Source organism: Stutzerimonas kunmingensis, from assembly GCF_002929225.1.
Taxonomy (GTDB): Bacteria; Pseudomonadota; Gammaproteobacteria; order Pseudomonadales; family Pseudomonadaceae; genus Stutzerimonas.
Window position 1 is genome coordinate 85,932 of the sequence record NZ_PISM01000021.1, and the last position, 24,231, is coordinate 110,162.

Annotated in this window: 25 protein-coding genes and 1 pseudogene; 11 read left to right on the top strand and 15 right to left on the bottom strand. The window is 62.8% G+C overall.

Features of this window, described 5'->3' with window-relative positions; genetic code table 11:
- The first annotated feature begins 6 nt into the window (after nt 1-6).
- The gene (ftsZ, locus tag CW305_RS16910; protein WP_014821333.1) at nt 7-1,194 is read left to right on the top strand and encodes a cell division protein FtsZ; all 1,188 of its coding nucleotides are present in this window, start codon (nt 7-9) and stop codon (nt 1,192-1,194) included.
- A 116-nt stretch (nt 1,195-1,310) separates the two neighbouring features.
- A complete protein-coding gene (gene lpxC / locus CW305_RS16915) occupies nt 1,311-2,222 on the top strand; it encodes a UDP-3-O-acyl-N-acetylglucosamine deacetylase (RefSeq protein ID WP_003302766.1) in 912 nt (303 codons plus the stop codon).
- A 119-nt stretch (nt 2,223-2,341) separates the two neighbouring features.
- Here lpxC and CW305_RS16920 read toward each other — a convergent pair whose 3' ends face one another.
- The 9 genes from CW305_RS16920 to CW305_RS16960 all read right to left on the bottom strand — a co-directional run bounded on the left by CW305_RS16920 (nt 2,342) and on the right by CW305_RS16960 (nt 9,169).
- The gene (locus tag CW305_RS16920) at nt 2,342-2,875 is read right to left on the bottom strand and encodes a ferritin-like domain-containing protein (protein WP_014821332.1); all 534 of its coding nucleotides are present in this window, start codon (nt 2,873-2,875) and stop codon (nt 2,342-2,344) included.
- 221 nt (nt 2,876-3,096) lie between these two features.
- On the bottom strand, nt 3,097-3,495 hold the full coding sequence (locus CW305_RS16925) for a Rho termination factor N-terminal domain-containing protein (RefSeq protein WP_041014811.1): 399 nt from the start codon (nt 3,493-3,495) through the stop codon (nt 3,097-3,099).
- Between the two features lie 67 nt (nt 3,496-3,562).
- On the bottom strand, nt 3,563-3,904 hold the full coding sequence (gene osmE, locus CW305_RS16930; protein WP_041014810.1) for an osmotically-inducible lipoprotein OsmE: 342 nt from the start codon (nt 3,902-3,904) through the stop codon (nt 3,563-3,565).
- A gap of 82 nt (nt 3,905-3,986) precedes the next feature.
- The gene (locus CW305_RS16935) at nt 3,987-5,300 is read right to left on the bottom strand and encodes a PQQ-dependent sugar dehydrogenase (RefSeq protein WP_041014809.1); all 1,314 of its coding nucleotides are present in this window, start codon (nt 5,298-5,300) and stop codon (nt 3,987-3,989) included.
- A gap of 32 nt (nt 5,301-5,332) precedes the next feature.
- A complete protein-coding gene (locus CW305_RS16940) occupies nt 5,333-5,851 on the bottom strand; it encodes an MgtC/SapB family protein (protein ID WP_014821328.1) in 519 nt (172 codons plus the stop codon).
- A gap of 57 nt (nt 5,852-5,908) precedes the next feature.
- Complete coding sequence (locus tag CW305_RS16945) at nt 5,909-6,931, bottom strand: DUF5924 family protein (protein ID WP_104098467.1); 1,023 nt, start codon at nt 6,929-6,931, stop codon at nt 5,909-5,911.
- Between the two features lie 164 nt (nt 6,932-7,095).
- Entirely contained in the window at nt 7,096-7,581 is a 486-nt protein-coding gene (locus CW305_RS16950) for an SgcJ/EcaC family oxidoreductase (RefSeq protein WP_046617982.1), read from the bottom strand.
- A gap of 118 nt (nt 7,582-7,699) precedes the next feature.
- Nucleotides 7,700-8,176 (bottom strand): DUF2726 domain-containing protein, encoded by a 477-nt coding sequence (locus CW305_RS16955; protein WP_104098468.1) that lies wholly within the window; start codon nt 8,174-8,176, stop codon nt 7,700-7,702.
- A gap of 405 nt (nt 8,177-8,581) precedes the next feature.
- Nucleotides 8,582-9,169, bottom strand: coding sequence for a cytokinin riboside 5'-monophosphate phosphoribohydrolase (locus tag CW305_RS16960; protein ID WP_104098469.1), 588 nt, complete (start codon nt 9,167-9,169; stop codon nt 8,582-8,584).
- Nucleotides 9,170-9,865: 696 nt separating this feature from the next.
- Here CW305_RS16960 and CW305_RS16965 point away from each other — a divergent pair.
- A complete protein-coding gene (locus tag CW305_RS16965; RefSeq protein ID WP_104098470.1) occupies nt 9,866-10,777 on the top strand; it encodes an SDR family oxidoreductase in 912 nt (303 codons plus the stop codon).
- Between the two features lie 37 nt (nt 10,778-10,814).
- On the opposite strand, the gene dauA is transcribed toward CW305_RS16965, so the two are convergent.
- Nucleotides 10,815-12,545 (bottom strand): C4-dicarboxylic acid transporter DauA, encoded by a 1,731-nt coding sequence (dauA, locus tag CW305_RS16970; protein ID WP_023446556.1) that lies wholly within the window; start codon nt 12,543-12,545, stop codon nt 10,815-10,817.
- A gap of 192 nt (nt 12,546-12,737) precedes the next feature.
- On the opposite strand from dauA, the gene CW305_RS16975 reads away from it, so the two are divergent.
- Nucleotides 12,738-13,025 (top strand): PA4642 family protein, encoded by a 288-nt coding sequence (locus tag CW305_RS16975; RefSeq protein ID WP_003302753.1) that lies wholly within the window; start codon nt 12,738-12,740, stop codon nt 13,023-13,025.
- Nucleotides 13,026-13,347: 322 nt separating this feature from the next.
- Entirely contained in the window at nt 13,348-14,859 is a 1,512-nt protein-coding gene (mqo, locus tag CW305_RS16980) for a malate dehydrogenase (quinone) (RefSeq protein WP_080950556.1), read from the top strand.
- Between the two features lie 85 nt (nt 14,860-14,944).
- On the opposite strand, the pseudogene CW305_RS23785 reads toward mqo, so the two are convergent.
- Nucleotides 14,945-15,134, bottom strand: a pseudogene (locus CW305_RS23785) (hypothetical protein).
- Nucleotides 15,135-15,302: 168 nt separating this feature from the next.
- Between CW305_RS23785 and CW305_RS16990 the strand changes: the two are divergent.
- On the top strand, nt 15,303-15,887 hold the full coding sequence (locus tag CW305_RS16990; protein ID WP_014821319.1) for a YajG family lipoprotein: 585 nt from the start codon (nt 15,303-15,305) through the stop codon (nt 15,885-15,887).
- A 142-nt stretch (nt 15,888-16,029) separates the two neighbouring features.
- On the opposite strand, the gene CW305_RS16995 is transcribed toward CW305_RS16990, so the two are convergent.
- Entirely contained in the window at nt 16,030-17,379 is a 1,350-nt protein-coding gene (locus CW305_RS16995) for a DUF1329 domain-containing protein (RefSeq protein WP_104098471.1), read from the bottom strand.
- 388 nt (nt 17,380-17,767) lie between these two features.
- Between CW305_RS16995 and CW305_RS17000 the strand changes: the two genes are divergently transcribed.
- The gene (locus CW305_RS17000; protein WP_104098472.1) at nt 17,768-18,040 is read left to right on the top strand and encodes a hypothetical protein; all 273 of its coding nucleotides are present in this window, start codon (nt 17,768-17,770) and stop codon (nt 18,038-18,040) included.
- 56 nt (nt 18,041-18,096) lie between these two features.
- Here the strand turns inward: CW305_RS17000 and CW305_RS17005 are convergent, their stop codons facing one another.
- Nucleotides 18,097-19,263, bottom strand: coding sequence for a 1-acyl-sn-glycerol-3-phosphate acyltransferase (locus CW305_RS17005; protein ID WP_014821316.1), 1,167 nt, complete (start codon nt 19,261-19,263; stop codon nt 18,097-18,099).
- A 238-nt stretch (nt 19,264-19,501) separates the two neighbouring features.
- Here CW305_RS17005 and CW305_RS17010 point away from each other — a divergent pair, with 238 nt between their 5' ends.
- From CW305_RS17010 to CW305_RS17020, 3 genes are read left to right on the top strand one after another with little or no spacing between them, the layout of a single operon-like run.
- Complete coding sequence (locus tag CW305_RS17010) at nt 19,502-19,684, top strand: CPXCG motif-containing cysteine-rich protein (RefSeq protein WP_003302744.1); 183 nt, start codon at nt 19,502-19,504, stop codon at nt 19,682-19,684.
- Nucleotides 19,684-19,944 carry a putative signal transducing protein gene (locus CW305_RS17015; protein ID WP_014821315.1) on the top strand — a complete coding sequence of 87 codons (261 nt, stop codon included), beginning with the start codon at nt 19,684-19,686 and terminating at the stop codon, nt 19,942-19,944. Before CW305_RS17010 ends, CW305_RS17015 begins: the two co-directional genes overlap by 1 nt.
- 11 nt (nt 19,945-19,955) lie before the next feature.
- Nucleotides 19,956-20,573 carry an SOS response-associated peptidase gene (locus CW305_RS17020; protein ID WP_023444175.1) on the top strand — a complete coding sequence of 206 codons (618 nt, stop codon included), beginning with the start codon at nt 19,956-19,958 and terminating at the stop codon, nt 20,571-20,573.
- Between the two features lie 21 nt (nt 20,574-20,594).
- Here CW305_RS17020 and CW305_RS17025 read toward each other — a convergent pair whose 3' ends face one another.
- Nucleotides 20,595-22,724: a methyl-accepting chemotaxis protein gene (locus CW305_RS17025; protein ID WP_104098473.1), complete on the bottom strand. Its 2,130-nt coding sequence runs from the start codon at nt 22,722-22,724 to the stop codon at nt 20,595-20,597.
- 212 nt (nt 22,725-22,936) lie between these two features.
- Here CW305_RS17025 and CW305_RS17030 point away from each other — a divergent pair, with 212 nt between their 5' ends.
- Nucleotides 22,937-23,755: a M48 family metallopeptidase gene (locus CW305_RS17030; protein ID WP_104098474.1), complete on the top strand. Its 819-nt coding sequence runs from the start codon at nt 22,937-22,939 to the stop codon at nt 23,753-23,755.
- Nucleotides 23,756-23,777: 22 nt separating this feature from the next.
- Here the strand turns inward: CW305_RS17030 and CW305_RS17035 are convergent, their stop codons facing one another.
- Nucleotides 23,778-24,221 (bottom strand): ester cyclase, encoded by a 444-nt coding sequence (locus tag CW305_RS17035; protein ID WP_104098475.1) that lies wholly within the window; start codon nt 24,219-24,221, stop codon nt 23,778-23,780.
- Nucleotides 24,222-24,231 lie beyond the last annotated feature (10 nt).

The following is a 24,231-nucleotide window of genomic DNA, read 5'->3' on the forward strand; positions in this document are numbered from 1 at the left end:
AGGGAAATGTTCGAACTCGTAGATCATACCCCGCAAAGTGCAGTCATCAAGGTCATCGGTGTCGGTGGCGGTGGCGGCAATGCCGTGAACCACATGGTTCGCAATAACGTCGAAGGCGTCGAATTCATCTGCGCCAACACTGACGCCCAGGCGCTGAAGAAAGTTGAAGCACGCACCGTGCTGCAGCTCGGCTCGGCCATCACCAAAGGTCTGGGTGCCGGTACCAATCCGGACATCGGTCGCCAGGCGGCGATGGAAGATCGTGAGCGCATCGCCGAAGTACTGGAAGGTGCGGACATGGTGTTCATCACCACCGGCATGGGCGGCGGCACCGGTACCGGCGCTGCGCCGATCATCGCTTCGGTAGCCAAGGAAATGGGCATCCTTACCGTCGCCGTGGTCACCCGTCCGTTCCCCTTCGAGGGCCGTCGTCGCATGCAGGTGGCCGACGAAGGTATCCGTGCGCTGTCCGATTGCGTCGATTCGCTGATCACTATCCCCAACGAGAAGTTGCTGACCATCCTCGGCAAGGACGCCAGCCTGCTGGCCGCTTTCGCCAAGGCTGATGACGTACTGGCCGGTGCGGTCCGTGGCATCTCCGACATCATGCAGCGTCCGGGCCTGATGAACGTCGACTTCGCCGACGTCAAGACCGTTATGGGCGAGATGGGTATGGCGATGATGGGCACCGGTTGCGCCACCGGCCCGAACCGTGCTCGCGAAGCCACCGAGGCTGCCATTCGCAACCCGCTGCTGGAAGACGTCAACCTGCAAGGCGCACGTGGCATTCTGGTCAACATCACTGCTGGTCTGGACCTTTCGCTCGGCGAGTACGCTGCCGTGGGCGAAATCATCGAGGCCTTCGCGTCCGATGAGGCCACCGTCAAGGTTGGTGCCGTGATCGATCCGGATATGGCCGACGAGCTGCATGTCACCGTGGTCGCTACCGGGCTCGGTCCGCGCAATGAAAAGCCGGTCAAGGTCGTCGACAACACCGTGCAGACCTCTGTCGCCGCTTCCGCCGCTCCGGCACCGCGTCAGCATGAGCAGGCCGCGGTCAATTATCGTGACCTCGAGCGCCCGACCGTGATGCGTAATCAGGCGCATGCAGCTGCCACCGCAGCCAAGCTGAATCCGCAGGAAGATCTGGATTATCTGGACATTCCCGCGTTTCTGCGTCGTCAGGCCGATTGATTGGGTTTATCAGGAGTATCGTTGTGATTGGTGTTCAGCAAAGTTGGCTTCTGCTATTATCGCCGCCAATTTGTTGAAAACTATTCGCAACTAGCGCTAAAGCGAAGCAAAAGGCCATGATCAGACAACGCACCCTGAAGAACATCATTCGCGCCACCGGCGTCGGCTTGCATTCGGGAGAGAAGGTTTATCTCACCCTGAAACCGGCACCGGTGGATACCGGAATCGTGTTCTGTCGCACCGACCTCAACCCGCCTGTGGAAATTCCTGCGCGGGCCGAGAACGTTGGCGAAACCACCATGTCCACGACATTGGTCAACGGTGACGTCAAGGTCGACACAGTGGAGCATTTGCTGTCGGCAATGGCTGGCCTGGGGATCGACAACGCCTACGTCGAACTCTCAGCGTCGGAAGTGCCGATCATGGATGGTAGCGCTGGACCTTTCGTATTCCTGATTCAATCCGCCGGCCTGCAGGAGCAGGACGCCCACAAGAAGTTCATCCGCATCAAGCGTGAAGTGACAGTCGAGGAAGGTGACAAGCGCGCTACTTTCCTGCCTTTCGACGGCTTCAAGGTGAGTTTCGAGATTGATTTCGACCATCCGGTTTTCAAGGGCCGTACCCAGACTGCCAGTGTGGATTTCTCGAGCACTTCCTTCGTCAAGGAAGTCAGCCGTGCACGTACCTTCGGGTTCATGCGCGACATCGAGTTCCTGCGCTCGCACAACCTGGCGCTTGGTGGCAGCGTTGAGAACGCAATCGTGGTGGACGAAACCAGTGTGCTCAACGAAGACGGCCTGCGTTACGAGGACGAATTCGTGAAGCACAAGATTCTCGATGCCATTGGTGATCTGTACTTGCTGGGCACCAGTCTGATCGGCGAATTCCGCGGCTATAAATCCGGCCACGCGTTGAACAACCGTTTGCTACGCACCCTGATGGAACAAAAGGATGCGTGGGAACTGGTGACCTTCGATGACCCGCAGACCGCACCGATCTCCTACATGCGTCCGGTGGCAGCCGGCTAAGCTGTACCTCTCTTCCTAAAATTTAAGGCCACCCTAGGGTGGCCTTTTTTTATGTTTCGCTGAAAAGCTGACGGGAATGGCGTGCCGCCTGCTTCAGCGAGGCGCCGGCAGGTCCTGGGCTAGTTCATGCCGTCCAGCAGGCCAGCCAGATCATCGGCGTGCTCTTCTTCCTGAGCGAGGATGTCCTCGAAGATGCGGCGGGTGGTCGGATCCTTGTCACCGATGTACTGCACGATCTCGCGGTAGCTGTCGATGGCGATGCGTTCGGCCACCAGGTTCTCGAAAACCATGTCGCGCAGGCCGTTGCCTTCGGCGTACTGCGCGTGGGCGCGCTCCGTCAGGCCGTCGGGGTTGAAGTCCGGCGCGCCACCCAGTTGGACGATGCGCTCGGCCAGCCGATCTGCGTGCTCCTGCTCCTCATTAGCGTGCTCGAGGAACTCGTCCGCGGCGGCGCTGGATTTCAGCCCTGTGGCCATGTAGTAGTGGCGCTTGTAGCGCAGATAGCAAACCAGTTCGGTCGCCAGCGCTTCGTTCAGCAGATTGATCACGACTTCTCGATCGGCCGAGTAACTCTCGGTGACGGCGCCATTCTCGACATGTTGACGAGCCCGCTCGCGCAGGCTCTGTTTATCGCTCAATTGTACGTAGCTCATCGCCATCTCCTGGTCTGGTTCACCGCGGACGCGGTGATTCACGGTTCCCAGTTTGAGAACAGGATGCTGGCGAAAAGTTTAGCGGTGGGGCTCGTCCGGCGGTGAGGGCGCCGGCTCAGGCTCACCCGGCTCATCAATCGGCACAGGATCGCCTGGGTCCTCGCGCTTGGGATTGCCCTCTTTCGGAGCGGTTTGGTCAATCATCGGCATGCCCTCAGTCCTCAGCTCAGCGCCCGTAGCAGTTCGTTCTTGCGCATCTTCGAGCGGCCACGAATGTCCCGCTCGCGGGCCTTTTCCATGAGCTGGTCGCGGGTCATGTCGGCAAGCGCCGTGCTGGTCGATGTCGAGCTTCGTGCCGAACCCTTGTTTGGTGATTTGCCCTGGCGGGCATCGGCTGCGCGGTGGGCCGAGTCCTTGCGCTCAGCCCGCTTGGCGGTCTCGCCCTTGCTCCTGCCCGAGCCCCCTTTGCGTTCTCCGCCGCCGGATTGCTTGTTGACCGTCGCCCATGCGCGCGCTTCGGCCTCGTCCTCGGGGACGCCACGCTTCTCGTAGCCTTCCTCAATGTGTTCGGCCTTGCGTTGCTGCTTGTCGGTGTACTTGGTTTTTTCTCCACGAGGCATGCTGGTCTCCTTCAAGGGGAGCGTTGAATGCACAGGCCCGAAGCGTGCTCGCGCCTGTGCCCGGCTGTCAGCGATGCAGTTTGCGCTGGTTTTCCTCAAGCTGATCGCAGGTCAGGAAGCCCTGGCCGTCCACGCGGCCGGAGCCATCGAAACTGACGTAATAAGGTTGCTGATGGCCATCGCGATTGAGGATGTAATCGTGGCAGACGCCTGGCACTACAGTGCGAGCTGCGGCCTTCGAGGGCTCCCCACCGATGGCCAGTACCTGCTCCTGAGACATGCCGGTCTCCACATCGCGTACCAGTGGCTCGTCACGGAAGGTGATGCGGTCTACCGGGTTCTGCACATTGCCGGAACAGCCGGCGAGCAGCACGACAGGGGCGAAGATGTAGATGGCGCGCTTGATCATGGGAGTGCCTCGTTGCGTATGGACGTTACCTTTATGGCCATACGGCGTCCGGCAAGGTTCAACGGATCAGCGGGCGACGGTATCAACGGTCATCAGGGGTGACGCGCCAGACCACGTTGCCGACATCGTCGGCCACCAGCACGGCCCCGGTCTTGTCCACGGCGACGCCTACCGGGCGACCCATTGCCTCTCCTGCCTCGTTGACGAAGCCGGTCAGCACATCCTCTGCCTGCCCAGCCGGCATGCCGTCGCGGAAGGGGATGAAAACCACCTTATAGCCACTGCGCGGCTTGCGGTTCCAGGAGCCGTGCTGACCAACGAACGCGCCGTGGCGGTAGTGCTGCGGCAGCAGCGTGCCTTCGTAGAAGGCCAGGCCGAGCGAGGCAGTATGCGCGCCCAGTGCATAGTCCGGGACAATGGCACGCTGGACCAGATCCGGCCGCAGGGGTTGCACGCGCTCATCGATGTGCTGGCCGAAGTAGCTGTAGGGCCACCCGTAGAATCCGCCGTCCTGTACCGACGTCATGTAGTCCGGCACCAGATCGCTGCCGATCTCGTCGCGCTCGTTGACGGTGGTCCATAGCGCTCCGCTGTCCGGTTGCCAGGCAAGGCCATTGGGGTTGCGCAGGCCTGAAGCGAACAGACGCATGCTCCTGGCTTGCGGATCCACCTCGAGAATCGCTGCGCGGTTCTCTTCGGCCTCCATGCCGTTCTCGGCCACATTGCTGTTGGAGCCGCTGGTGACATAGAGGCGGCTGCCGTCCTGGCTGGCAATGACGTTCTTGGTCCAGTGGTGATTGATCGGCCCAGCGGGTAGGTCCACGACCTTCTCGCCGTTCGCAGTGATACGGGTGGTGCCGGGCGTATAGGGAAAGCGCAGCAGCGCGTCCGTGTTGGCGACGTAGAAGTGGTTGCCTACCAACGCCATACCGAACGGGGAGTTGAGGTTTTCCAGAAACACCGTGCGCTGTTCCGCCACGCCATCGCCGTCACGATCGCGCAGCAGGGTGATGCGGTTGGCGCTGGGGCCTCCGGAGCCAGCGCGGGCCATGATCTTGCTGGCAATCCAGCCGCGCAGTCCCTGGCTCTGTTGCTTCGGCGGTGCGTCCGATTCCGCCACGAGCACATCGCCATTGGGCAGCACATGGAGCCAGCGGGGATGGCCCAGGTCACGGGCGAACGCCGCCACGCGCAGACCGGCCGCCGGCTGCGGCTTGCCATCTTGCGGCCAGCCTTTGGCGGGGGCGATGTGCACCGTGGGCAGGACTGTCTTGTTCGGCTCGGGCAGCGCCGGTGTCGGGCCGTATCCGGATTCCACCGGAAGCTTGGCCGTTTCGCTGCAACCTGCCAGAGCAGCCAGAACGGCGCCGGTCAGAAGAATACGGAAGTTGGACATGGCGAAATCCTTGGGCAGTGGAGTGGCGTTCGTTAGCGCGGCTGGTCCGGGTGGCGACGCTTGCGCGCGGCACGCAGGGCAGTATGCCGCTCCAGCCGTGGCATCAAAGCAAAGATCGCCAGCGCCAACAGCGTGCTCATTACGGCCGTTGCTTCATGCCCGAGGCCGACGGCGACACCGATCGCGGCCGTAAGCCAGATGCCCGCGGCGGTGGTCAGGCCCTTGACGTCTTCCGCGGAGTCGCCCTTGAGGATAGTCCCGGCTCCGAGAAAGCCAATACCGGTAACCAGGCCCTGAATCACCCGGGAAATGTCCTCGAGGCTCATGCCCGCCTGCACCGGCACCAGTACGAACAACGCTGCCCCAAGCGCAACCAGCATATGGGTGCGCAAGCCGGCGGCCTTGCGTCGGCGCTCGCGTTCATAGCCGAGCAGGCCGCCGAGAATCGACGCGATCAGCAGACGGCTACTGACGCGGGTCGCGTCCTCCAGGTCGGTGATGTCGGAGAACTCCGACGCGATGGTGTAGGAGATGCTCGCCCACCACTCCATGTCCTTCTCCAAGCCAGGCTGGTTCTGATTTGGATACGCGAGGCGGCGGGGGGTTCGCTAATCGGTGACCTGGAAACGCAGCATGCCGATCATCTGGCCTGCTTCGGTAACGACACGTACTCGCCAGCGGCCCGATGATTTTTCCGGGAAGTTGCGCTTGTGGGTCCAGGCGCGATAACCGGCTTCGCGGCCGCCGCTGATCTCAAGCGCGATACGGTCGACGCGCCGGCCGTTGTGGGTCCACTCGTGGAAGATGCGCTCCTTCAGGCCGCGCGGTGCGTTGATGGCGGTATAGGCGTAGAGGCCATTTGCGTGCAGTTCTGCGCTGGTGATTTCGCGCAGCCCCTTACCGGGTTTGCGTTGCCGATCATCGAGGCTCATGGTCACGGCGACATCGGTCAGCCACAGGGTTGCCGGGGGCACCCAGGTCCGTCCCAGCCAACCTGCGGCACCCAGCGCCACCGCCAGCAACAGGATGCCGGGCCACGTGCGCCAGTTCGAGCGGGGAAACAGTCCGCTGAGGCTCGGCAGGGCCAGCACTACTGCGACGCCCAGCGCCAGCTGATAACTCTGCGGGGTGGACAGATGAAGGATGATCGGCAACGCGGTCAGCAGGACGGCGAACAGCGTCAGCGCGTGAAACCCCAGGTAGACCCAGCGCCGCGGTGCCAGCCATTTGTAGTACAGCGGATCGATCAGCGAAACGAGCGCGGCGGCGCCAAGCAGGCCGGTGAACAGGGCTTGTCCGCTGTTCCAGGTGGTGGTGATGGCAAAGAACGGAATGATGAAAAACAGGCTTTCCTGATGCACCATCTGGGTGGCATAGCGCAGCAGCGGTCTTGGCACCTGCCAGCCGAACCAGCTCTGCAGGCTGCGCCGCAGGCTCGATTCCAGTACCAGCCAGAGCCAGCTCACCAGCATTACCAGGGCGATCACCTTGGCCAGGCCGGCGTGGCGTTCCACCAGAACGAAACTCGCCACCCCGGAAACGAATCCGAACAGCGCAACCGTACCGGGATAGCGCCGAATCAGGCGGCTGGCCAGGTCGAACAGGCGTGATAACAGCGGCTTGAGTTGCATGGTGGTTCGGGTCCGAATACGGCGTGCTTATCAGAAGTATCGAGCACAGGCGGGCTGGTGCAAGCGCGCGGTCGAGACCCTTCGCTTGTCGAGGGCGGATGGTACAGCGGGCGCGCCCCGCTGGTGTGGCAAGGCGCCCCTGTTTGGCGTATTTCGCAGGACGATCAGTCGCTCTCTTCGATCACCTGCTGTACCGCCTCGGGCTGCTCTGGCATCGCCGATGAGTGGTGACTGGTGATCAGCCACTGTCCGGCGTCGGCGAACCACTTGTAGGTAAAGGTATAACGCGCCGGCACCGTCTTGCCGTCGCCCAGCTTGAAGCTGTAGAGCCCTGTATCGAGCGCGCTGTTGCAGTCGATCATGATCATTCGCGAGACAATTTCGCCCTTCGGTTTCAGCGCCAGAAAGTGCTCGAAGTAGTCGAGCTTGGCTTCCGCCGTCTGCCGCGGCGTGTTGGACACTGTAGGCAGCAGCATCGAGTCAGGTGCGTAGTTTTCCACCACGCGTTTCGGATCGCCTGATTGCACATCGTCGTTCCAGCGATCGAAAAGCGCGGCGACCTGCGCTTCGTTGGTGCCATGACAGGTCGGGTCGTCCGCCAGCGCAGCCAGCGGGGCGAGGGAAAGGAGCAGGGGGAGGGCGTATTTCATAGTGTCACTCGTAGCCGGTGGTCGATTGCGGATGTCTCCGCAGCGGTACTGCACAGCATGGATACGTCATGCAGACTTGTGACCGTCCGCTGCTGCGCTCATTCCCGCCAGCGGTCGATCAGGGCTGCAGCGCCGACTCGATGGCTTCCCGGACATCGCTATAGGAGCGCGCTGCATTCGCCGGCAGGCGGACCTGCGGCAACCCGATGGTCTCGCACAGTCGATCCATGAATTCCTCATCGGTGTCAGGGTCGTGCAGATTGATGACGCAGACCGGCTTCAGATCGGCCCTGTCGCACAGCACGAAATCGAAGCGCGCGGTCGCGATGCGGTTGGTGGCGCGGTACCAGTACGCCCGTCGGGCGATGACAGTGACTTCCACAACGTCGGCGACGCTTACCTTGAGGAAGATCAGATAGCGCTCGCCGACCGTGCGTTGCAGCATTTCCAGCAGCTCGCGTTCCGCTGGCGAGAACAGGGGCGCCTTGAGGCGATAGGGATATTGCTGCGCGGGATGGTTGAGCTGCCGGTTCTTGACGAAGAAGACCAGCACGAAGATGACGAACGCCACCAGTGTCAGGGCCAGCCAGCTCATGGACGTCTCTCCTGATGCAGCAATTGAAGCATTGTTGATGAACCCATGGTGTGAGCCTAGGAATTAGACGAGCGATGCTTTTGTTGAGTCCAGCGCGTTCGATTCGTTCGGCTACCTTATCCACTACAGCTGTGGGCCGAGTTGTGGATAACCATTTAGCTGCTTGCTACAGCCCTAGCGGCACTAGCGATCGAGCCTATTGATCGAAAATTGTACGTTCGCAGGTTCAAGGCTTCTAAAGCGTCGTATTGCCCGCACATCCGTACACCAATATGTCGAAGCGAGCGCTTATCCACTTTTGCTGTGGATGTGCATGTGGATAACATGGGGAGGCAGAGCTGCGGCCCGCTTGATGCGTGGGCTACAGCTCGGAGAGTGAAATTTGATCAGCTGGATTCAGCCAGATCACAGCGGCGAATTTTTGGCCCAGCGACTATGAGTAGGCGGTTGCCAGGCATCCAGCAACTCTACGAGCGCCTGCGACTCGTCACTACGTTGCAACATCTCGCGGTGCTGGGAGCGGACGAATCCCTCTTCGACGAGGTGATCGAGGAAATGACTGAGCTTGCTGTAGAAGTGGTTGAAGTCCAGCAACCCGAGCGGTTTGGGGTGATAGCCAAGCTGACCCCAGGTCCAGACCTCGAAAAGCTCCTCCAGCGTACCCAGCCCGCCAGGTAAAGCGATGAATGCATCCGCGAGCTCTGCCATCCGCGCCTTGCGGGCGTGCATGCCGTCGACTACTTCCAGCCGAGTGAGGCCGGTGTGGCCGACCTCGGCATCTTTCAGGCTCTGCGGAATGATGCCGATCACCTCGCCGCCGGCAGCCATGGTGGCGTCTGCCACGACCCCCATCAGGCCGACGGCGCCGCCGCCGTAGATCAGCCGGATGCCGTTGGCCGCGAGGGTGCGGCCGAGATCCTGGGCTGCTTGTTCATAGATGGGGTTCGAACCACGGCTGGCGCCGCAGAAAACGCAAATGGAACGCAAGGTCATCGTTTACTCCGCTCATGGGGCTGGCGGAAGGGTACGCCGCAAGGGGCGAGCGGCCAAGCGTGCTGGGCGATGTCAGCGGCCGTTCAATGCACCTCCACTGGCGCACGCGTAATTGGCAAACAGGCTCTCGAGCAGATGGCGACTGGACATGGACGATCTCCTCCGTTGGTTGATGCGCTGATGCTAAGAACAGGGCGCTCCCGGCGCTCTTAGATTCTCGACATTGCCGTGATAGCACTTGCGCTATTTGCCGCTTCATTTATCCCCGATAGTTGTGTGCGGTTCTGTGGATAACCTTGGGAAGGTCTGCTCCAGGCGAAGCGGCGCGGGACTTCCAGCAGTATGTGCGTTTTTTGCTCAGTCCCGCTTGATGCGACCACAGGCCGCATAACAGAAGGCCTCGCACGTTCATAGGCAATGTGTGCGGTGCCGTTTCATGATGGTAGTGATCGCATCAGTTATCCTCGATGGCTGTGGATAACGCTGTGAGTTGTTTGGGCAGATACGCCGCCGGGCCAGTGATGGCACGGCTGTCGGCGGTATGAATAAAAAAACGTCCAGAACATTGGCGTCGGAGCAGCCCATCCTCGACTCTTATGCACTGGCATTCATTTCCGGGCGGTTGGTTGTCGGGTCCCGGCGCCTGATCGACACTCGGCGCTCCTGAATTCATCCAAGACCGCTGAGGGAGTACGCATGACTGATGCCATCCGCTTCGAAGACAAGGTAGTGATCGTGACCGGAGCCGGCGGCGGGCTCGGGCGGGCGCACGCGCTGCTGTTCGCCCGCCACGGTGCGAAGGTCGTGGTTAACGATCTGGGCGGCAGCACTCAGGGCGATGGAGCCAACAGCTCCGCCGCCGACCGAGTGGTGGAGGAAATTCGCCAGGCGGGCGGTACCGCTGTCGCCAATCATGATTCAGTAACCGATGGCGATCGCATCGTGCAACAGGCCCTCGATTCCTTCGGCCGCATCGATGTGGTGGTGAACAATGCCGGCATCCTGCGCGACAAGACCTTCCACAAGATGGAAGACCCCGACTGGGATCTGGTCTATCGGGTGCATGTCGAGGGCGCCTACAAGGTCACCCGTGCCGCCTGGCCGCACATGCGCGAACAGAACTACGGGAGGGTGATCTTCACCGCTTCGACCTCCGGCATCTATGGCAACTTCGGGCAGTCGAACTATGGCATGGCCAAGCTCGGTCTGTACGGCCTGACCCGCACGCTGGCGCTGGAAGGGCGCAAGAACAACGTGCTGGTCAACGCCATCGCGCCCACCGGCGGCACGCGGATGACCGAGGGGCTGATACCGCCGCAGGTGTTCGAGCAGCTCAAACCCGAACTAGTGAGTCCGTTGGTGGTGTATCTGGCTAGCGAGCAGTGCCAGGAAACCTCAGGCCTGTTCGAAGTGGGCGGCGGCTGGATGGGCAAGGTGCGCTGGGAGCGCAGTCTCGGCGTCGGTTTCGATCCGAAGGCCGGTTTCGATGCCGAGGATGTCGCCGCGCAGTGGCAGCAGATCTGTAATTTCGAGAACGCGGCGCACCCGGCTGACAACATGGAAGCGTTGAAGGAGATGATGGCCAACCTGCAAAAATACGCAGGCTGACCTATGGCTTGCGCTGCCGGGCAATCCGGGAGCGCATTCAGACGGGGGCCTCGCCCGGCTCCGGGCGCAACAGGCGTAGTGCTTTCTCGCGGGCTTGACTCAGGTTGCGCACATACAGCAGATGCCCCTGCAGGCGGTGAATGCCGGCGCGGCGCAATTTCAGGCGGACTCGCGCATTGCTGCCGCTCAGGATCAGCGTTACCCCCAGTCGGCGGTAATCCACCAGCACGTTTTCCAGCGATGCCAGCGCGGTCATGTCCAGCATCGGCACTGCGCTGATGTCGACGATCACCACCTTGACCTCGGGATTGAAGCGCCGCAGGGCTCCCAGCGCCTTTTCCGCCGCGCCGAAGAACAGCGGCCCACGGATCGCGTAGGTCGCCACGTGCTCGGGCATGTCCTGGAGGATGCGCCGTTGCTCGCGCGAGAGAGCGGTAGTGTCGGTCAGCTCGCTCATGCGCTTTATGAACAGCCCGGCTGCCAGCAGCAGCCCGACCCCGACGGCCAGCACCATGTCGAACAGCACGGTGAGTGTCAGGCAGGTCAGCAGCACCAGCACATCGCTGCGCGGTGCGATGCGCAATACGTGCATCACGTGCGGCGCTTCGCTCATGTTCCAGGCCACCATCACCAGCAACGCCGCCAGTGCCGCCATGGGCAGGTAACTGAACAGCGGCGCCAGCCAGAGCACTGCGACCAGCACCACACCCGCATGAATCATTGCTGCCAGCGGCGAGAACGCCCCGGCCCGGACATTCGTGGCGCTGCGGGCGATCGCTGCGGTCGCGGTGATGCCGCCGAACAGCGGGGCGACCAGATTGCCCAGCCCCTGGCCGATCAGCTCGCCGTTGGGCTCGTGGTTGCTGCCGGTCATGCCGTCGGCGACCACGGCGCAAAGCAGCGACTCGATGGCGCCGAGCATGGCGATGGCAAACGCCGGCGCGAGCAATTCGCGGAACAGCTCGTAACTCAGCTGCAGCGGCTGGCCATCCGGACCGGGTAGCAGCCAGGGCCAGGCGAAATCTGGGAGAAACGGTGGAATACCCGGATGGGTGATGCCGTCCAAGGTGTAGCTGAACCGCTCGCCAAGGGTCGCCACGGACAATCCGGACGATTCCAGCAGCAAACCTGCCAGCGCACCGACGGTCAGTGCCACCAGGTGCCCGGGTACTTTCGGTACCCAGCGCGGCCAGATGATCAGCACCGCGAGACAGATCGCCGCTACCAGCGCGTCGCCGAGCCGGGCGCCCGGCAGCGAGCGCAGCAGCAGGCTGACCTGCTCGACGTAGTGCTGTGGCTGTTCGGTCAGCGTCAGGCCGAACAGGTCCTTGATCTGCAGGGTGGCGATGACGATGCCGATGCCCGCGGTGAATCCGAGGGTGACAGGGTAGGGGATGAATGCGATCAGGCGTCCAGCGCGCAGCAGGCCCAGTGCGATCAGGATCAGACCGGCGAGCATGGTGCACAGCAGCAGGCCGCCAAGGCCGAACTGCTGGGTGATCGGCAACAGGATCACCACGAAAGCCGCTGTCGGCCCGGAGACATTGAAGCGCGATCCCCCGGTCAGCGCGATCAGTGGCGCGGCGATCAATACGGTGTAGAGACCGTGCTGTGGCGCCACGCCAACGGCGATCGCCAGGGCCATGGCCAGCGGGATGGCGATGATGCCGACCGTCAGGCCGGCGCTGATATCGCCGCGCAGTGCGCGGGCACCGTAGCCCAGACGCAGGACCTGGTGCCAGGCGGCAAACAGTGGGGGAAGCTTCATGCCTGGGACGCTCCTTGTAGGCGAAGGCGCCATTATAAGCGCGGGCAGCTCTTGTTCTTTGTGCTGAAAGATCGCCCGGTATACCGAGGCGGCGATGTACGACCTTGGTCGCAAGCCGGCCTGGCGCGTTGAGTGCGTCGCCTGCGAGGAGTAAACTGCCGCCCCCGTGAGACCCCGTGGACCGGAGGCGGCATGCGTAAAGACAAGAAGCAGGTGATTGGCGACGAGATCGCGGATGAGTCGATCAAGCTGTTTCTTCAGCCTGAACCGGCTGACGATACCCCCCCTTCGCTGCACAAGCTGATCAAGGCCTATCGCGGCCTGCGCATTGATGATTTCGAGCGCTTTCTCGGCTTCTTCGTGGCCGCCGGCTACGACCTCGATGCCCGGGATAGCAAAGGGCAGAGCTTTATCGATCTGGTCGCCAACCAGCGTCAGGCCAGGCCCTATATCGAACTGATCGAGGCCATGCGCGGCTGAACTGAGGGCCGCCGTTTCGTATCGAACGTATCGGCACAGTCCGCTGCCAGCGGCGAAGGCTGCGGCTGGCTTCGGCAACATGATTCGCAATCGTTTTCCTCGCAGCGTCCACCGTCGAGCACTGGGCCAGGCCCGCTCCGGATGGATCGCAGCGAGAGGAAGGAGGCCAAAAGCCGCCCTTCCGACAGCTGGCAGGCAGCCTCTGGCTTCCTGTTCTCGGGCACATGTTCCCGAGCAGCGGTCCAGGCACATGCTCCGTTCCTGACCGTCTGGCTGGTGGGTTTTACGGGGCCGCGTACTGCGGTCTCGACAGTTTAATGCTGTGATTCTGGAGAACGCGTTGATGACGCAACACGATAGCGAAGCAGTGGATATGGTGCTGGTGGGAGCCGGCATCATGAGTGCGACCCTCGCGGTACTGCTCAAGGAACTCGATCCCAATATCAAGCTGGAAATCGTCGAACTGCAGGAATCCGGAGCCATCGAAAGCTCCAATCCGTGGAACAATGCCGGTACCGGTCACGCCGGGCTCTGCGAGCTGAACTACACGCCCGACAGCAAAGATGGCGCGATCGACATCAAGAAGGCCGTGCTGATCAACACCCAGTTCGAGGTCTCCAAGCAGTTCTGGGCCTACCTCGCTGACCGTGAAGGTTTCGGTTCCCCGCGTGATTTCATCAATGCTGTTCCGCATCTGAGCTTCGTGCGCGGCAGCAAGAACATCGACTATCTCAAGCGTCGCTTCGATGCGCTGAAGACCCATCACGCCTTCGCTGACATGGAGTACAGCGAGGATCGCGCGACTCTGGCCGAGTGGATGCCGCTGATGATGCCGGGCCGCGCCGCCGACGAGCCCATCGCTGCAACTCGCGCCATGAACGGTACCGACGTCAATTTCGGTGCGGTGACCAGCCAGCTTCTCGGCTATCTGTCGCGTAGCGCTGGCGTCAAGGTGTCCTACAACCAGAAGGTCACCGGTCTCGACCGTACGGCCAGCGGCTGGAAAGTCGACATCAAGAACACTCGCACCGGCGAATCGCGCCAGGTGCAATCCGGCTTCGTCTTCCTCGGCGCCGGTGGCGCTGCGCTGCCGCTGCTGCAGATGTCCGGTATCGACGAAGGCAAGGGCTTCGGCGGCTTCCCGGTCAGCGGTCAGTGGCTGCGCTGCGACAACCCGGAAATCGTCAAGCAGCACCAGGCCAAGGTCTACAGCCTGGCAGCAGTCGGCGCGCCGCCGATGTCCGTACCGCACCTGGACACCCGTGTCGTCGACGGCAAGAAGTCCCTGCTGTTCGGGCCCTACGCCGGCTTCACCACCAAGTTCCTCAAGCGCGGTTCGTTCATGGACCTGCCGCTGTCGATTCGGCCGAGCAACATCGGCCCGATGATGGCCGTGGCACGCGACAACATGGACCTGACCCGCTACCTGATCAAGGAAGTGATGCAGTCCATGGAGGACCGCCTGGAAACCCTGCGTGGTTTCTATCCCGAGGCCAAGGCCGAGGACTGGCGTCTGGAGATCGCCGGCCAGCGCGTGCAGATCATCAAGAAGGACCCGAAGAAGGGCGGCATCCTGCAGTTCGGCACCGAACTGGTCGCGGCGAAAGACGGCACCATCGCCGCGCTGCTCGGCGCTTCGCCGGGCGCTTCGGTGACCGTTTCGATCATGCTCGACCTGCTCGAGCGCTGCTTCCCCGAGCAGTACCGTTCGCAGGCCTGGTCCAGCAAGCTGCAGGAAATGTTCCCGGCTCGCGAAACCACGCTGCAGAACGACGCAGCAGCCTACCGCGAAATCAGCGAAATGGCCGACAAGCGCCTGGGCCTGGAGTACTGACCAGCAGGCCAGTCCCGGCTCGAACGAAAAGCCCCGTACGAACCTACGGGGCTTTTTTGTGCCCTGAACAAAGCGCCTGTTCCGCTCAGGCCGCGCGTTCGCAGTCGGTGGGAAGATGCCGGCCAATCCAGCTCAGGCGCTTCCTCGACCTCCACCCAGTTCGCGCCATCGGGCCGGCCGGCACTGCTCAGCAGCATGCGGCAGCGACCCTGTTCGTCGAGCAGGGCGAAATGACGGGGCTTGCGGCGGCGCAGCAGCGAAAGGATCTGGCGCATGGTTTTCACTCCTGGCGAAGAGATGACCCCTTATCGCAGGGCTCTGTGACAGCCGCGTGAAATGAACGGCGCAGCACTGCCATCGGTCTGAATCGCATCACTGTCGGCGCGTCGTACCGCTGGGTATACTGCGCCGCACTCGTCGCCCCCTAACCTGGAGAAAACAGCATGCTGCAACGCCTGTTGTTCGGTTTTGTCACCGTTCTTGGAATGAGTCTCGTAGGCTGTGCCCACAGCCCCCAGCAGCTCGATCCGAACCCCAAACTCAATGGCACCATCAATCCTGTCGGCCAGGGCCAGCCGGTCGTCGTGCGCGTGGTCGATGCGCGCCCCTCGCCGACCCTTGGCACCCGCGGCGGCCTTTACCCGGAAACCAGCGCGGTGATCGTGCCAAGTGCCAAGGTCATACCCAAGCTGCAGGCTCAGACCGAAGCGGCGGTGCGCCTGCTCGGCTTCACCCCGTCGCCCAACGCCTACAACGCGCCGCAGCTGACCCTGACCCTCGCGGAGCTGAAGTACCAGTCGCCGAAAGAAGGCCTGTACGTGACCGAGGCCAATATTGGCGCGACGCTGAAGATCGAAGTGCAGAACGCCGGTAAACGCTACAACGGCCGCTATGGTGCCTCGCTGAACCAGCGTTTCGGCATGGCGCCGAACGAGCAGACCAACACCAAGCTGGTCACCGATGTGTTGAGCGATGCGCTGACCCGCGTCTTCCGCGACGACAACATCGGTCGTCTGCTGGCCGAGTAAGTCGCCAGCGATACGCACGACTCGCCGGTCCTGCCGATCCGAAACCCTGCCATGGCCCAGCCTGGCAGGGTTTCTTCGTTTTCACGGGGCGGAAAACGAAAACGCCCCGCGATCAGCGGGGCGTCGAGTGCAGCCAGTCGAATCAGCGAACGCCGGAGTTGCGCAGGGCAGCCGGGGTGTACTGGTTGGAGTTGGCCTTGTAGTTGTAGGTGTAGGGGTTCTTCTCTTCGTTCTTCATGCCCATGACCAGGTAGCGGCCAGAGATGAGGTCGTACAGGGTCTCCATCGAGTACAGCGGGACCTGCACGTTGTAGAAGTACAGACTGTGCGCCTCGGCGACGCGCCACAGCTGGTTGCGGCCGTCGTAATGGTCGATCACCGCAGCTTGCCAGGTGTCTTCGTCGATGAAGAAGTGGCGCTTGGCATAGATGTGGCGCTCGCCCGACTTCAGCGTGGCTTCCACTTCCCATACGCGGTGCAGCTCGTAGCGGGTCAGATCCTGATTGATATGGCCGGCCTTGACGATGTCTTCGTACTTCAGCTCGGGCGAATCCAGGCGGTAGGAGTTGTAGGGGATGTACACCTCTTTCTTGCCGATCAGCTTCCAGTCGTAGCGGTCCGGCGCACCGTTGAACATGTCCAGGTTGTCGGATGTGCGCAGGCCGTCGGCTGCAGTGCCCGGGCCGTCATAGGCGACCTGCGGGGCGCGGCGTACACGGCGCTGGCCGGCGTTGTAGATCCACGCCATGCGCGGTTCCTTCACCTGGTCGAGGGTTTCGTGTACCAGCAGCACGTTGCCGGCCAGGCGGGACGGCTCGGTTACCTGCTGCTTGAAGTAGAACAGCACGTTGCCATGCTTATCGGGGTTGTAGTCGGTCAGGGTGTCGGTGTAGACCACCTCGTCGACGAACTTCACCAGGCTGAAGCTGCCGTTCACCTGTGGCGTGGCCTGGGCGATCACTCGCCGCGCCGAGCCGCCGCGGTAGCGGGTGATGTGGTTCCAGGCGACTTCCAGGCCGTCCTTGGGAATCGGGAAGGCGACGGCCTTCTCGAAGTCCTCCAGGCCGTTGCCGCCGCGGACCATGTTGGTCTGCGTGGCATTGCGCGCGGCGGCGTCATAGACATGCTGCGGCATGGCTGCGCTGCGGCGTGTCTCGTAGACCGGCAGGCGGTAGCTGTCCGGATAGCGCTTGAGCATGGCGATCTGCCCAGGTGTCAGGTTGTCCTTGTACTGCTCGTAGTTCTGCGCCGTGATGGTGAACTTGGGCTTGTCGCTGGCGTAAGGATCGCTGACGAAACCGTCTGGTGTCACCGTCGCAGCGTCCTGAGCCAAGCCGCCGGTCCAGGCTGGAATGGTACCTGCAGCGTTGCCGGACTTCTCCGCGCCGATCGGCGTCAGTTCGTTGCCGAGGCGGGCAGCCTCGGTTTCGGACACCGCAGCCATGACGTTACTGGCCAGCAGTGAAAGCGTGAGCGCTCCGGTTGTGAACATTGTTATTTTCATTATCTCGTCCTGTCATTTCTGAATAGCTGATTCCCCGTGGCGCTCGCTGCTGCTGCGCCATGTGATTCGGCCTGAAGAGCTGTGCCTGCAGCGCCTGGGTTGCGGGTAACCGCTCGATGGAAAGGGATGCTTGTCCATTGACCGTTATCGCATTTGGCTGCCGCCCCCGCACAGGCTCTATTTCGCCGTTTCGAGGTATGCCGAGGGTGACGGCGCACCCGGCCTTTAGTCAAGGCCGACCGGTGAAGAGCGCGTCATAAGCTGGCCTGATAATGGTGCAGGACTGACATCGCTCCGTCGAGGAATTCGGAATCCTGGCGGGCGTCTGGATACACTACGCGGCTGCCTGGGCGACTTCGAAGAGAGGAAAATCTGGATGGTGTTACATGCGCAGTCGGGGCTGGTGATCGCCCCAGCATTGCTTCTCAACGGGCTGGCGCTGCTGTGCGCGCTGTGCGGCAGCTGGTTGCTACTGGCGACGCATTGGCGAGAGACACGCGCCCTGCGGCGGCCGCTGGTCGCTTCCTCACTGGAAACTGCGTCGACGAGCGATGGCGCGACTCAGCGTGTCAATCAGCTGTTCAACAGGGTAGGCGGGGCTGGACTGCTGCTCGGCCTGGGGCTGTCGATGGCCTCACGGCTGCTCTGAACGTGTTTTCGATTCGCTGAAGGGCCCGCGGATCAGGTACTGCGGGCCTTTCGGGTTCAGGGTTCCAGACCGGCGTTGAGCCGGTACTGATTGCGCACCGGCATGGCGTACTGCTGAATCAGATAGGGCTGCTGCACGCTCGGGCAGGCGGCCAGACGCTTGCTCCATTCGGCTTCGGCGCGCTCCACTTCCTCGCGACTGAACAGCTCGGCGGCGCTGGGCACCTGGATATCCGGATCACGGTCGTCCCAGAGGCGGTACGCGAGGTAGTGCACCGGGAATAGCCGATAGCTGCCGAGAATCTGCCGATCCAGCGCCAGGGCCATCTGCTTGGAATCTTCGGGCGCGCGCTCCATGGGCGTGCCGAAGGCGATGTGCACGCGTCCCTTGTAGCCGGTGATACCCAGGGCAATGCTCGCGTCGTCCTCGCCCGGTGCCTTGGTATAGGTGCCGGTGGTGGCGCGGATGTATAGCTCGCGGGCCTTGGCCTGGTCGCATGGGTCGTATTCATAGCTGATCGCCACCGGCACCGGGCGCAGTGCCGCCAGTGCGTCCGCGAACGCCTCGTCCTTGCGGCTCATGTGCAGCATCTTGAGGATCGCCGAATCGGTGCGGTCGTCCCCATCCTTCGCGCGCCCTTCGGCCTGGGCTATCCACACCGACTCGCCATCGTTGCGGATCGAATGGTTGATGTACGCCGACAGCACCTGGTAAGCCGCCAGCTTCTCGCGCCGCCCACTGATGGAGCGGCGCACGATGAAGCTCTTGTTCAGACGCATCAGATCGCTGACGAAGGGGCGCTGCAGCAGGTTGTCGCCGATGGCGATGCGCGGAGTGCGGATGCCGGCCTGATAGACCGCATAGTTGACGAACGCCGGGTCCATGACGATGTCGCGGTGGTTGGCCAGGAACAGATAGGCTCGTCCCTGCTGGAGCTGCTCCAGGCCGGAAAAGGTCACGCCGTCGGTAGCGCGCTCGATCGTGCGGTCGATGTAGGCTTCGATCTTGTGCTGCAGTGCGTCTACCGTGCGGATACTGGCGAACTGCTTGCGCAACCTCCGCGAAATGACTGGCTTGATCAGCCAGCCCATGCTGTCGGCCAGCCGCGGGAAACGGAAGTGCGCCAGAATGTCGAGAAACTCGCGATCGGCGAACAGGCGCGCCATGACCAGCGGTACTTCGGCGTCGGCGTAGGGTCGGATGGCTTCGAATTCGTCCATCATGCTCTCTGTAAAGGAAACGAGGAACGGGCCTGCAACGGATGGGCAGGCAATTTGCGGAACGGACCGGAGCCGGCTGGCTCATACTCATCGAGTAAACGGCCGTTTCGCCTCATGCCTGTGAAATCCTGCTTGCGGCCCAGGGTGCCCAATTGCGGGACACACCGAGTCGGTCTTCTAAAGGTTCGAATCAGCGACCTTTAAAGACGGCGATTATAGCGACAAGTCACGCGGAGGACCGATGCTGGAAACACAGCTCTTTCATTGCCCTTATTGCGGCGAGCCGGTCGAGGCCGTCCTCGATCTCAGCGCGGGCGATCAGCAGTACATCGAGGACTGCGCCGTGTGCTGCCGGCCGATCGTCTTCGATCTGCGTACGGACGGTGAACAGTGGCAGCTGGAAACCCGCGGGGAGGACGAATGATGCGGCGTATCTACGAGCCGCGCGATCTGCTGGAGGCGGAGATGCTCAGCGGCATGTTGATTGCCGAGGGCATCGAGGCATTCCTGGCGGGTAGTCATCTGATCGGCGCCATGGGCGAGCTGCCGGCGGCCGGGCTGCTCGGACTGATGGTTGCGGATGCGGATGCCGAGCGGGCACGTCAGCTGATCGCTGCGTACAATGGCGCCGAGCCGTTGCCGGGCGATGAACCGGAGAGTTACCCCGGCGAACTGATCTGCTGACGAGTCTTTTTATGTGCGGTCGCTACGCCCTTTTCCGCTGGAGCCAGGACTTCGCTGCCTTGCCCGGCTTCCCCTCTGATCAGCAACCGCACTGGAGCCTCGCGCCTGGCGCTTCGGTGCTGCTGTTGCGCAAGGTCGATGCGCAGTTGCAGCTCAGCCGCGTGCGCTGGGGGCTGACCCCGGCCTGGCTTACTGATCTGACGCGCACCCCTGCCCAGGCCCGGGCAGAAACCATCAGCGAACAGCCTATGTTCCGCGAGGCGTTTCGCCTGCGCCGCGGGTTGCTGCCGGCCAACGGCTTCTACGAGTGGCGTGGCGCGGCGCGCAAGCGCCCGTACTGGATGACCAGCGAAGGCTCGCTCGGCTATTTCGCCGCACTCTGGGAAGCCTATCCGGTACAGGGTCATACGTATCTGAGCGCCGCCGTGGTGACGCTGCCCGCGGCTACGCTGCGTCGGCCACTGATGCTTGATGAAGCCGGGCAGGCCGCCTGGCTCGATCCCGAAACGCCGCTCGAGACATTGCAGGCGCTGCTGGCCCAGCCTCAGCCGGCCTTGCGTGAGCGCCCACTGGCAACCGTGGTGAATGACCCGCGTATCGACGGGCCGGAGTGCCTCACGCCGGCGTGAACCGGCGCGGCTGCGTCGTCGTCACACCCTGAACTGGTTGATCAGGCGACGCTGCTGTTCGGCCAGGCGCGTCAACCCGGCACTGGCCTGGCTGGCTTCCTCGGCGCCACCGGCAACTTCCTGCGCGACCTGACCGATGTTGGTGACGTTGCGGTTGATGTCTTCGGCCACCGCGCTCTGCTCCTCGGCGGCACTGGCGATCTGGTTGTTCATGTCGTTGATCAGTGAGACCGCCTGGGTGATCGCCTGCAGCGCCTCGGCGGCGGCATCCGCCTGCTCGACGCTGCGCTGGGTGCGGCTCTGACTCTGCTCCATCACCTGCACCACATCCCGCGTGCCGTTCTGCAGCTGCTGGATCATCTGCTGGATCTCACCGGTCGCCTGCTGCGTCTTCTGCGCCAGGTTGCGGACCTCGTCGGCCACGACGGCGAAGCCGCGTCCCTGCTCGCCGGCGCGGGCCGCCTCGATTGCTGCATTGAGGGCGAGCAGGTTGGTTTGTTCGGCAATGCTGCGAATGGTCACCAGGATGGCGTCGATGTTCTCGCTGTCGCGGGCCAGGGTCTGCACCACCTCCACCGCGCGGCCGATCTCGTCGGCCAGTTCGGTGATGGTCGAGCCGGTGTCCTGCACGATGTGCCGGCCCTGATTGGCCGCGCGATCGGCATTGTTGGCGGCTTCGGCGGCCTGGGTCGCGTTGCGCGCCACGTCCTGGGCGGTGGCGGTCATTTCGTGCACGGCAGTGGCCACCAGCTCGATTTCCGCCAGCTGGGTCTGCACGCCCTTGTCGGTGCGGATGGCGATGTCGGCGGTGTGCTCGGAGGCATCACTGACCTTCTGCACCGAGCTGACGACCTCGCCGATCATGCCCTGCAGGCGCGCGAGGAAGGCGTTGAAGCCGGCGGCGATCTGGCCTAGCTCGTTGCGACTGTCGATGTTCAGGCGCTGGGTCAGGTCGCCTTCACCCTGGCCGATGTTGTCCAGCATGACCACCATTTCGCGCAGCGGGCGGGTGATGCGGCGGCTGATCAGCCAGATCGCCAGCAGACCGGCAAGGCCGATCAGCACACCGATGACCAGCATGGTAGCAAGGCTGCTGCGGCTTTCGTCGGCGAGGGCGACCATCAACTGGTCCAGCTCCTTCGTCACCTCGGCGGTCGGCAGCTCCAGCATCAGCACCCAGCGGGCCTCGGTGCCGGCAAAGGAAAACGGCAGGAACAGCGCGACGCGGCCACGGGCCTGATCGATTCGATAGTGGGTCTGACCGGCCGGCAACTGCTTGACCAGTGCCTGCTCCTCGGCATCGAGTATCTGTGCGGCGGGCTTGCCGATAAGGGTGGTGTCGCGGCTGTAGGCGGCAAGGCGGCCGTTGTTGGAGATCAGCGCGATCTGGCCGACGCCACCGTAGAGCTGGGTGTTGGCGTCGCTCAGCAGCTGTTGGATGAAGTCGACGCTGATGTCCGCGCCGACGATACCGTGGAACTTGCCCTCGATTATGATCGGCGCATTGAACGACGACAGCAGCGACGTCTTGCCATTCATCTCGTAGGGTGCTGGATCGCCTACGCAGGGCTTGAGCTGCTCGCGCGGGCAGAGGTAGTACTCGCCGGCGCGCACGCCGGTTTCCAGCAGGCGGGTATCCTCGATGTCGGTGAGCTTGTCGACCACCATCTGGCCGCTGGCGTCGCGGTAGATCCAGCTGGCGAAGCGGCCGTCGACCATGCCCGGGGCGTCGCCGCGGTACATGACGTCGTTGACGTCCACGCCGTTGGGCTCCCAGGCGATGTAGGTGCTGGTCAGATTGGGGTTCTCGAGCAGGGTCTGTCGCGCCAGATTGATCAGTTCTTCGCGCGTCAGGTTGGCCATCGGCATCCCTTCGTCATCACTGAGGCCGGTCAGGGTGTGTACTCGAGCGAGGCCGGTGGCGATCTGCAGGGGGGCCTGGAGTTGTGCCTGGATGCGGCTGACCTGGGTCTGGGCGAGGGCGGTGACGCGCTGCTCGACCATGCCGTCGATCAGCGAACGGGTCCGCTCCTCGACCAGCGCCTGGCTGCGCATTCCGGAAACCATCGCATACAGCAGAAGTGCGGCGATCACGGCCAGGGTGCAGGCGCCGGCCAATGCGGCGAAGGCGGTCTGGATGGATCTGAACATGTGCGGAACTCCAATTGCGCAGCGGATAAGGAGGCTATCGGCAGGTTTTGCGACAACTGCAGCGGTACGTTCGGTTGCCTGACAGGTGGGTCCGCGATAGGGTCTGTTCCCGTTTCGTACGCGGCCGCGCCGCCCGGCCCTGCGGGTTGCGCGGCCGCGTACGAAACGGGAACAGACCCTAGGATACGGCGCAGGTTTTCCGGAGAGACTCGATGTTCAAGCCGCACAGATTGTCGCTGTTGGTCGCCGCTGCCGTGCTGGCGGGCTGTCAGGCCGTCAACACCACCAGCGGCGGCGCCGTAGGCGTCGACCGCAAGCAGTACATGTTCAGCATGCTGTCGACCGAGCAGGTCAACCAGATGTACGCCCAGTCTTATCAAGAGACGCTCAGTGCGGCGTCAAGCAAGGGTGTGCTGGAGAAAAACAGCGCAATCACCAAGCGGGTCAACGGTATTGCCCAGCGGCTGATCGCCAAGGTCGGAGTATTCCGTCCCGATGCCACGCAATGGGACTGGCAGGTCAACGTCATCGACAGCCCGGAGCTTAACGCCAACTGCGGCCCGGGCGGCAAGATCATCTTCTACACCGGCCTGATCGAGAAGCTGAAGCTCACCGACGACGAGATCGCGGCCGTGATGGGCCACGAGATCGCCCACGCATTGCGCGAGCACGGTCGCGAAGCCATGTCCAAGGCCTATGGCGTGCAGATGGCGACGCAGCTGGGGTCGGCCATGGGCGTCGGTACCGGCGGCCTGCAACTGGCGAACATGGGTGTGGAATATCTGATGACGCTGCCCAACAGCCGCGGCAACGAGAACGAAGCGGATCTGATCGGCCTGGAGCTCGCGGCGCGCGCGGGCTACAACCCGAATGCGGCGATCACGCTGTGGGAGAAGATGGCTTCGGCCGGTGGTTCGGCACCGCCCGAGTTCATGAGCACGCACCCGTCGTCCACCACCCGCACCGCGGCGTTGAAGACGAATATTCCGAAAGTGATGCCGCTCTACGAACAGGCCCGCAGCGGCCGTTGAGCGATGACCTGTCGCCGGCCGTTCAGGCCGGCGACAGCAGCGTCGAAAGGGGTGTCTCGATACCCAGTTGCTGATGCACGCCTTCGAGGTCGATGAGCGTGTGGATTTCCTCGATATCGCCAGCCGGGTTCAGCGTCCAGACGCTCATCACGGCAATGGCGAGAATCTTGTCGGCGACCGAGTACCCGAACAGCGGCGTCGCCAGCGTTCCCATCACAGTGCTTGAGGTGACCACCTTGTGGCCCTCGCAGATGCACTCATCCACCACCACTTCCAGATCCGGCATGGCTGTACGCACATTGCGCACGAGCTCGGCGAAACCTGCGCTGTTCAGCGGCTGTTCGATGAATGAACCCTTGTAGGCGAAATACTTGCTCTGCATCTGTTCGGAAAGGGCCAGCCGGCCCTTGTTCCAGCTCAGATCGATATGGTTGCAGACTCGTTTCTTGCGTCCATCCGCTGACATGCAGCCTGAT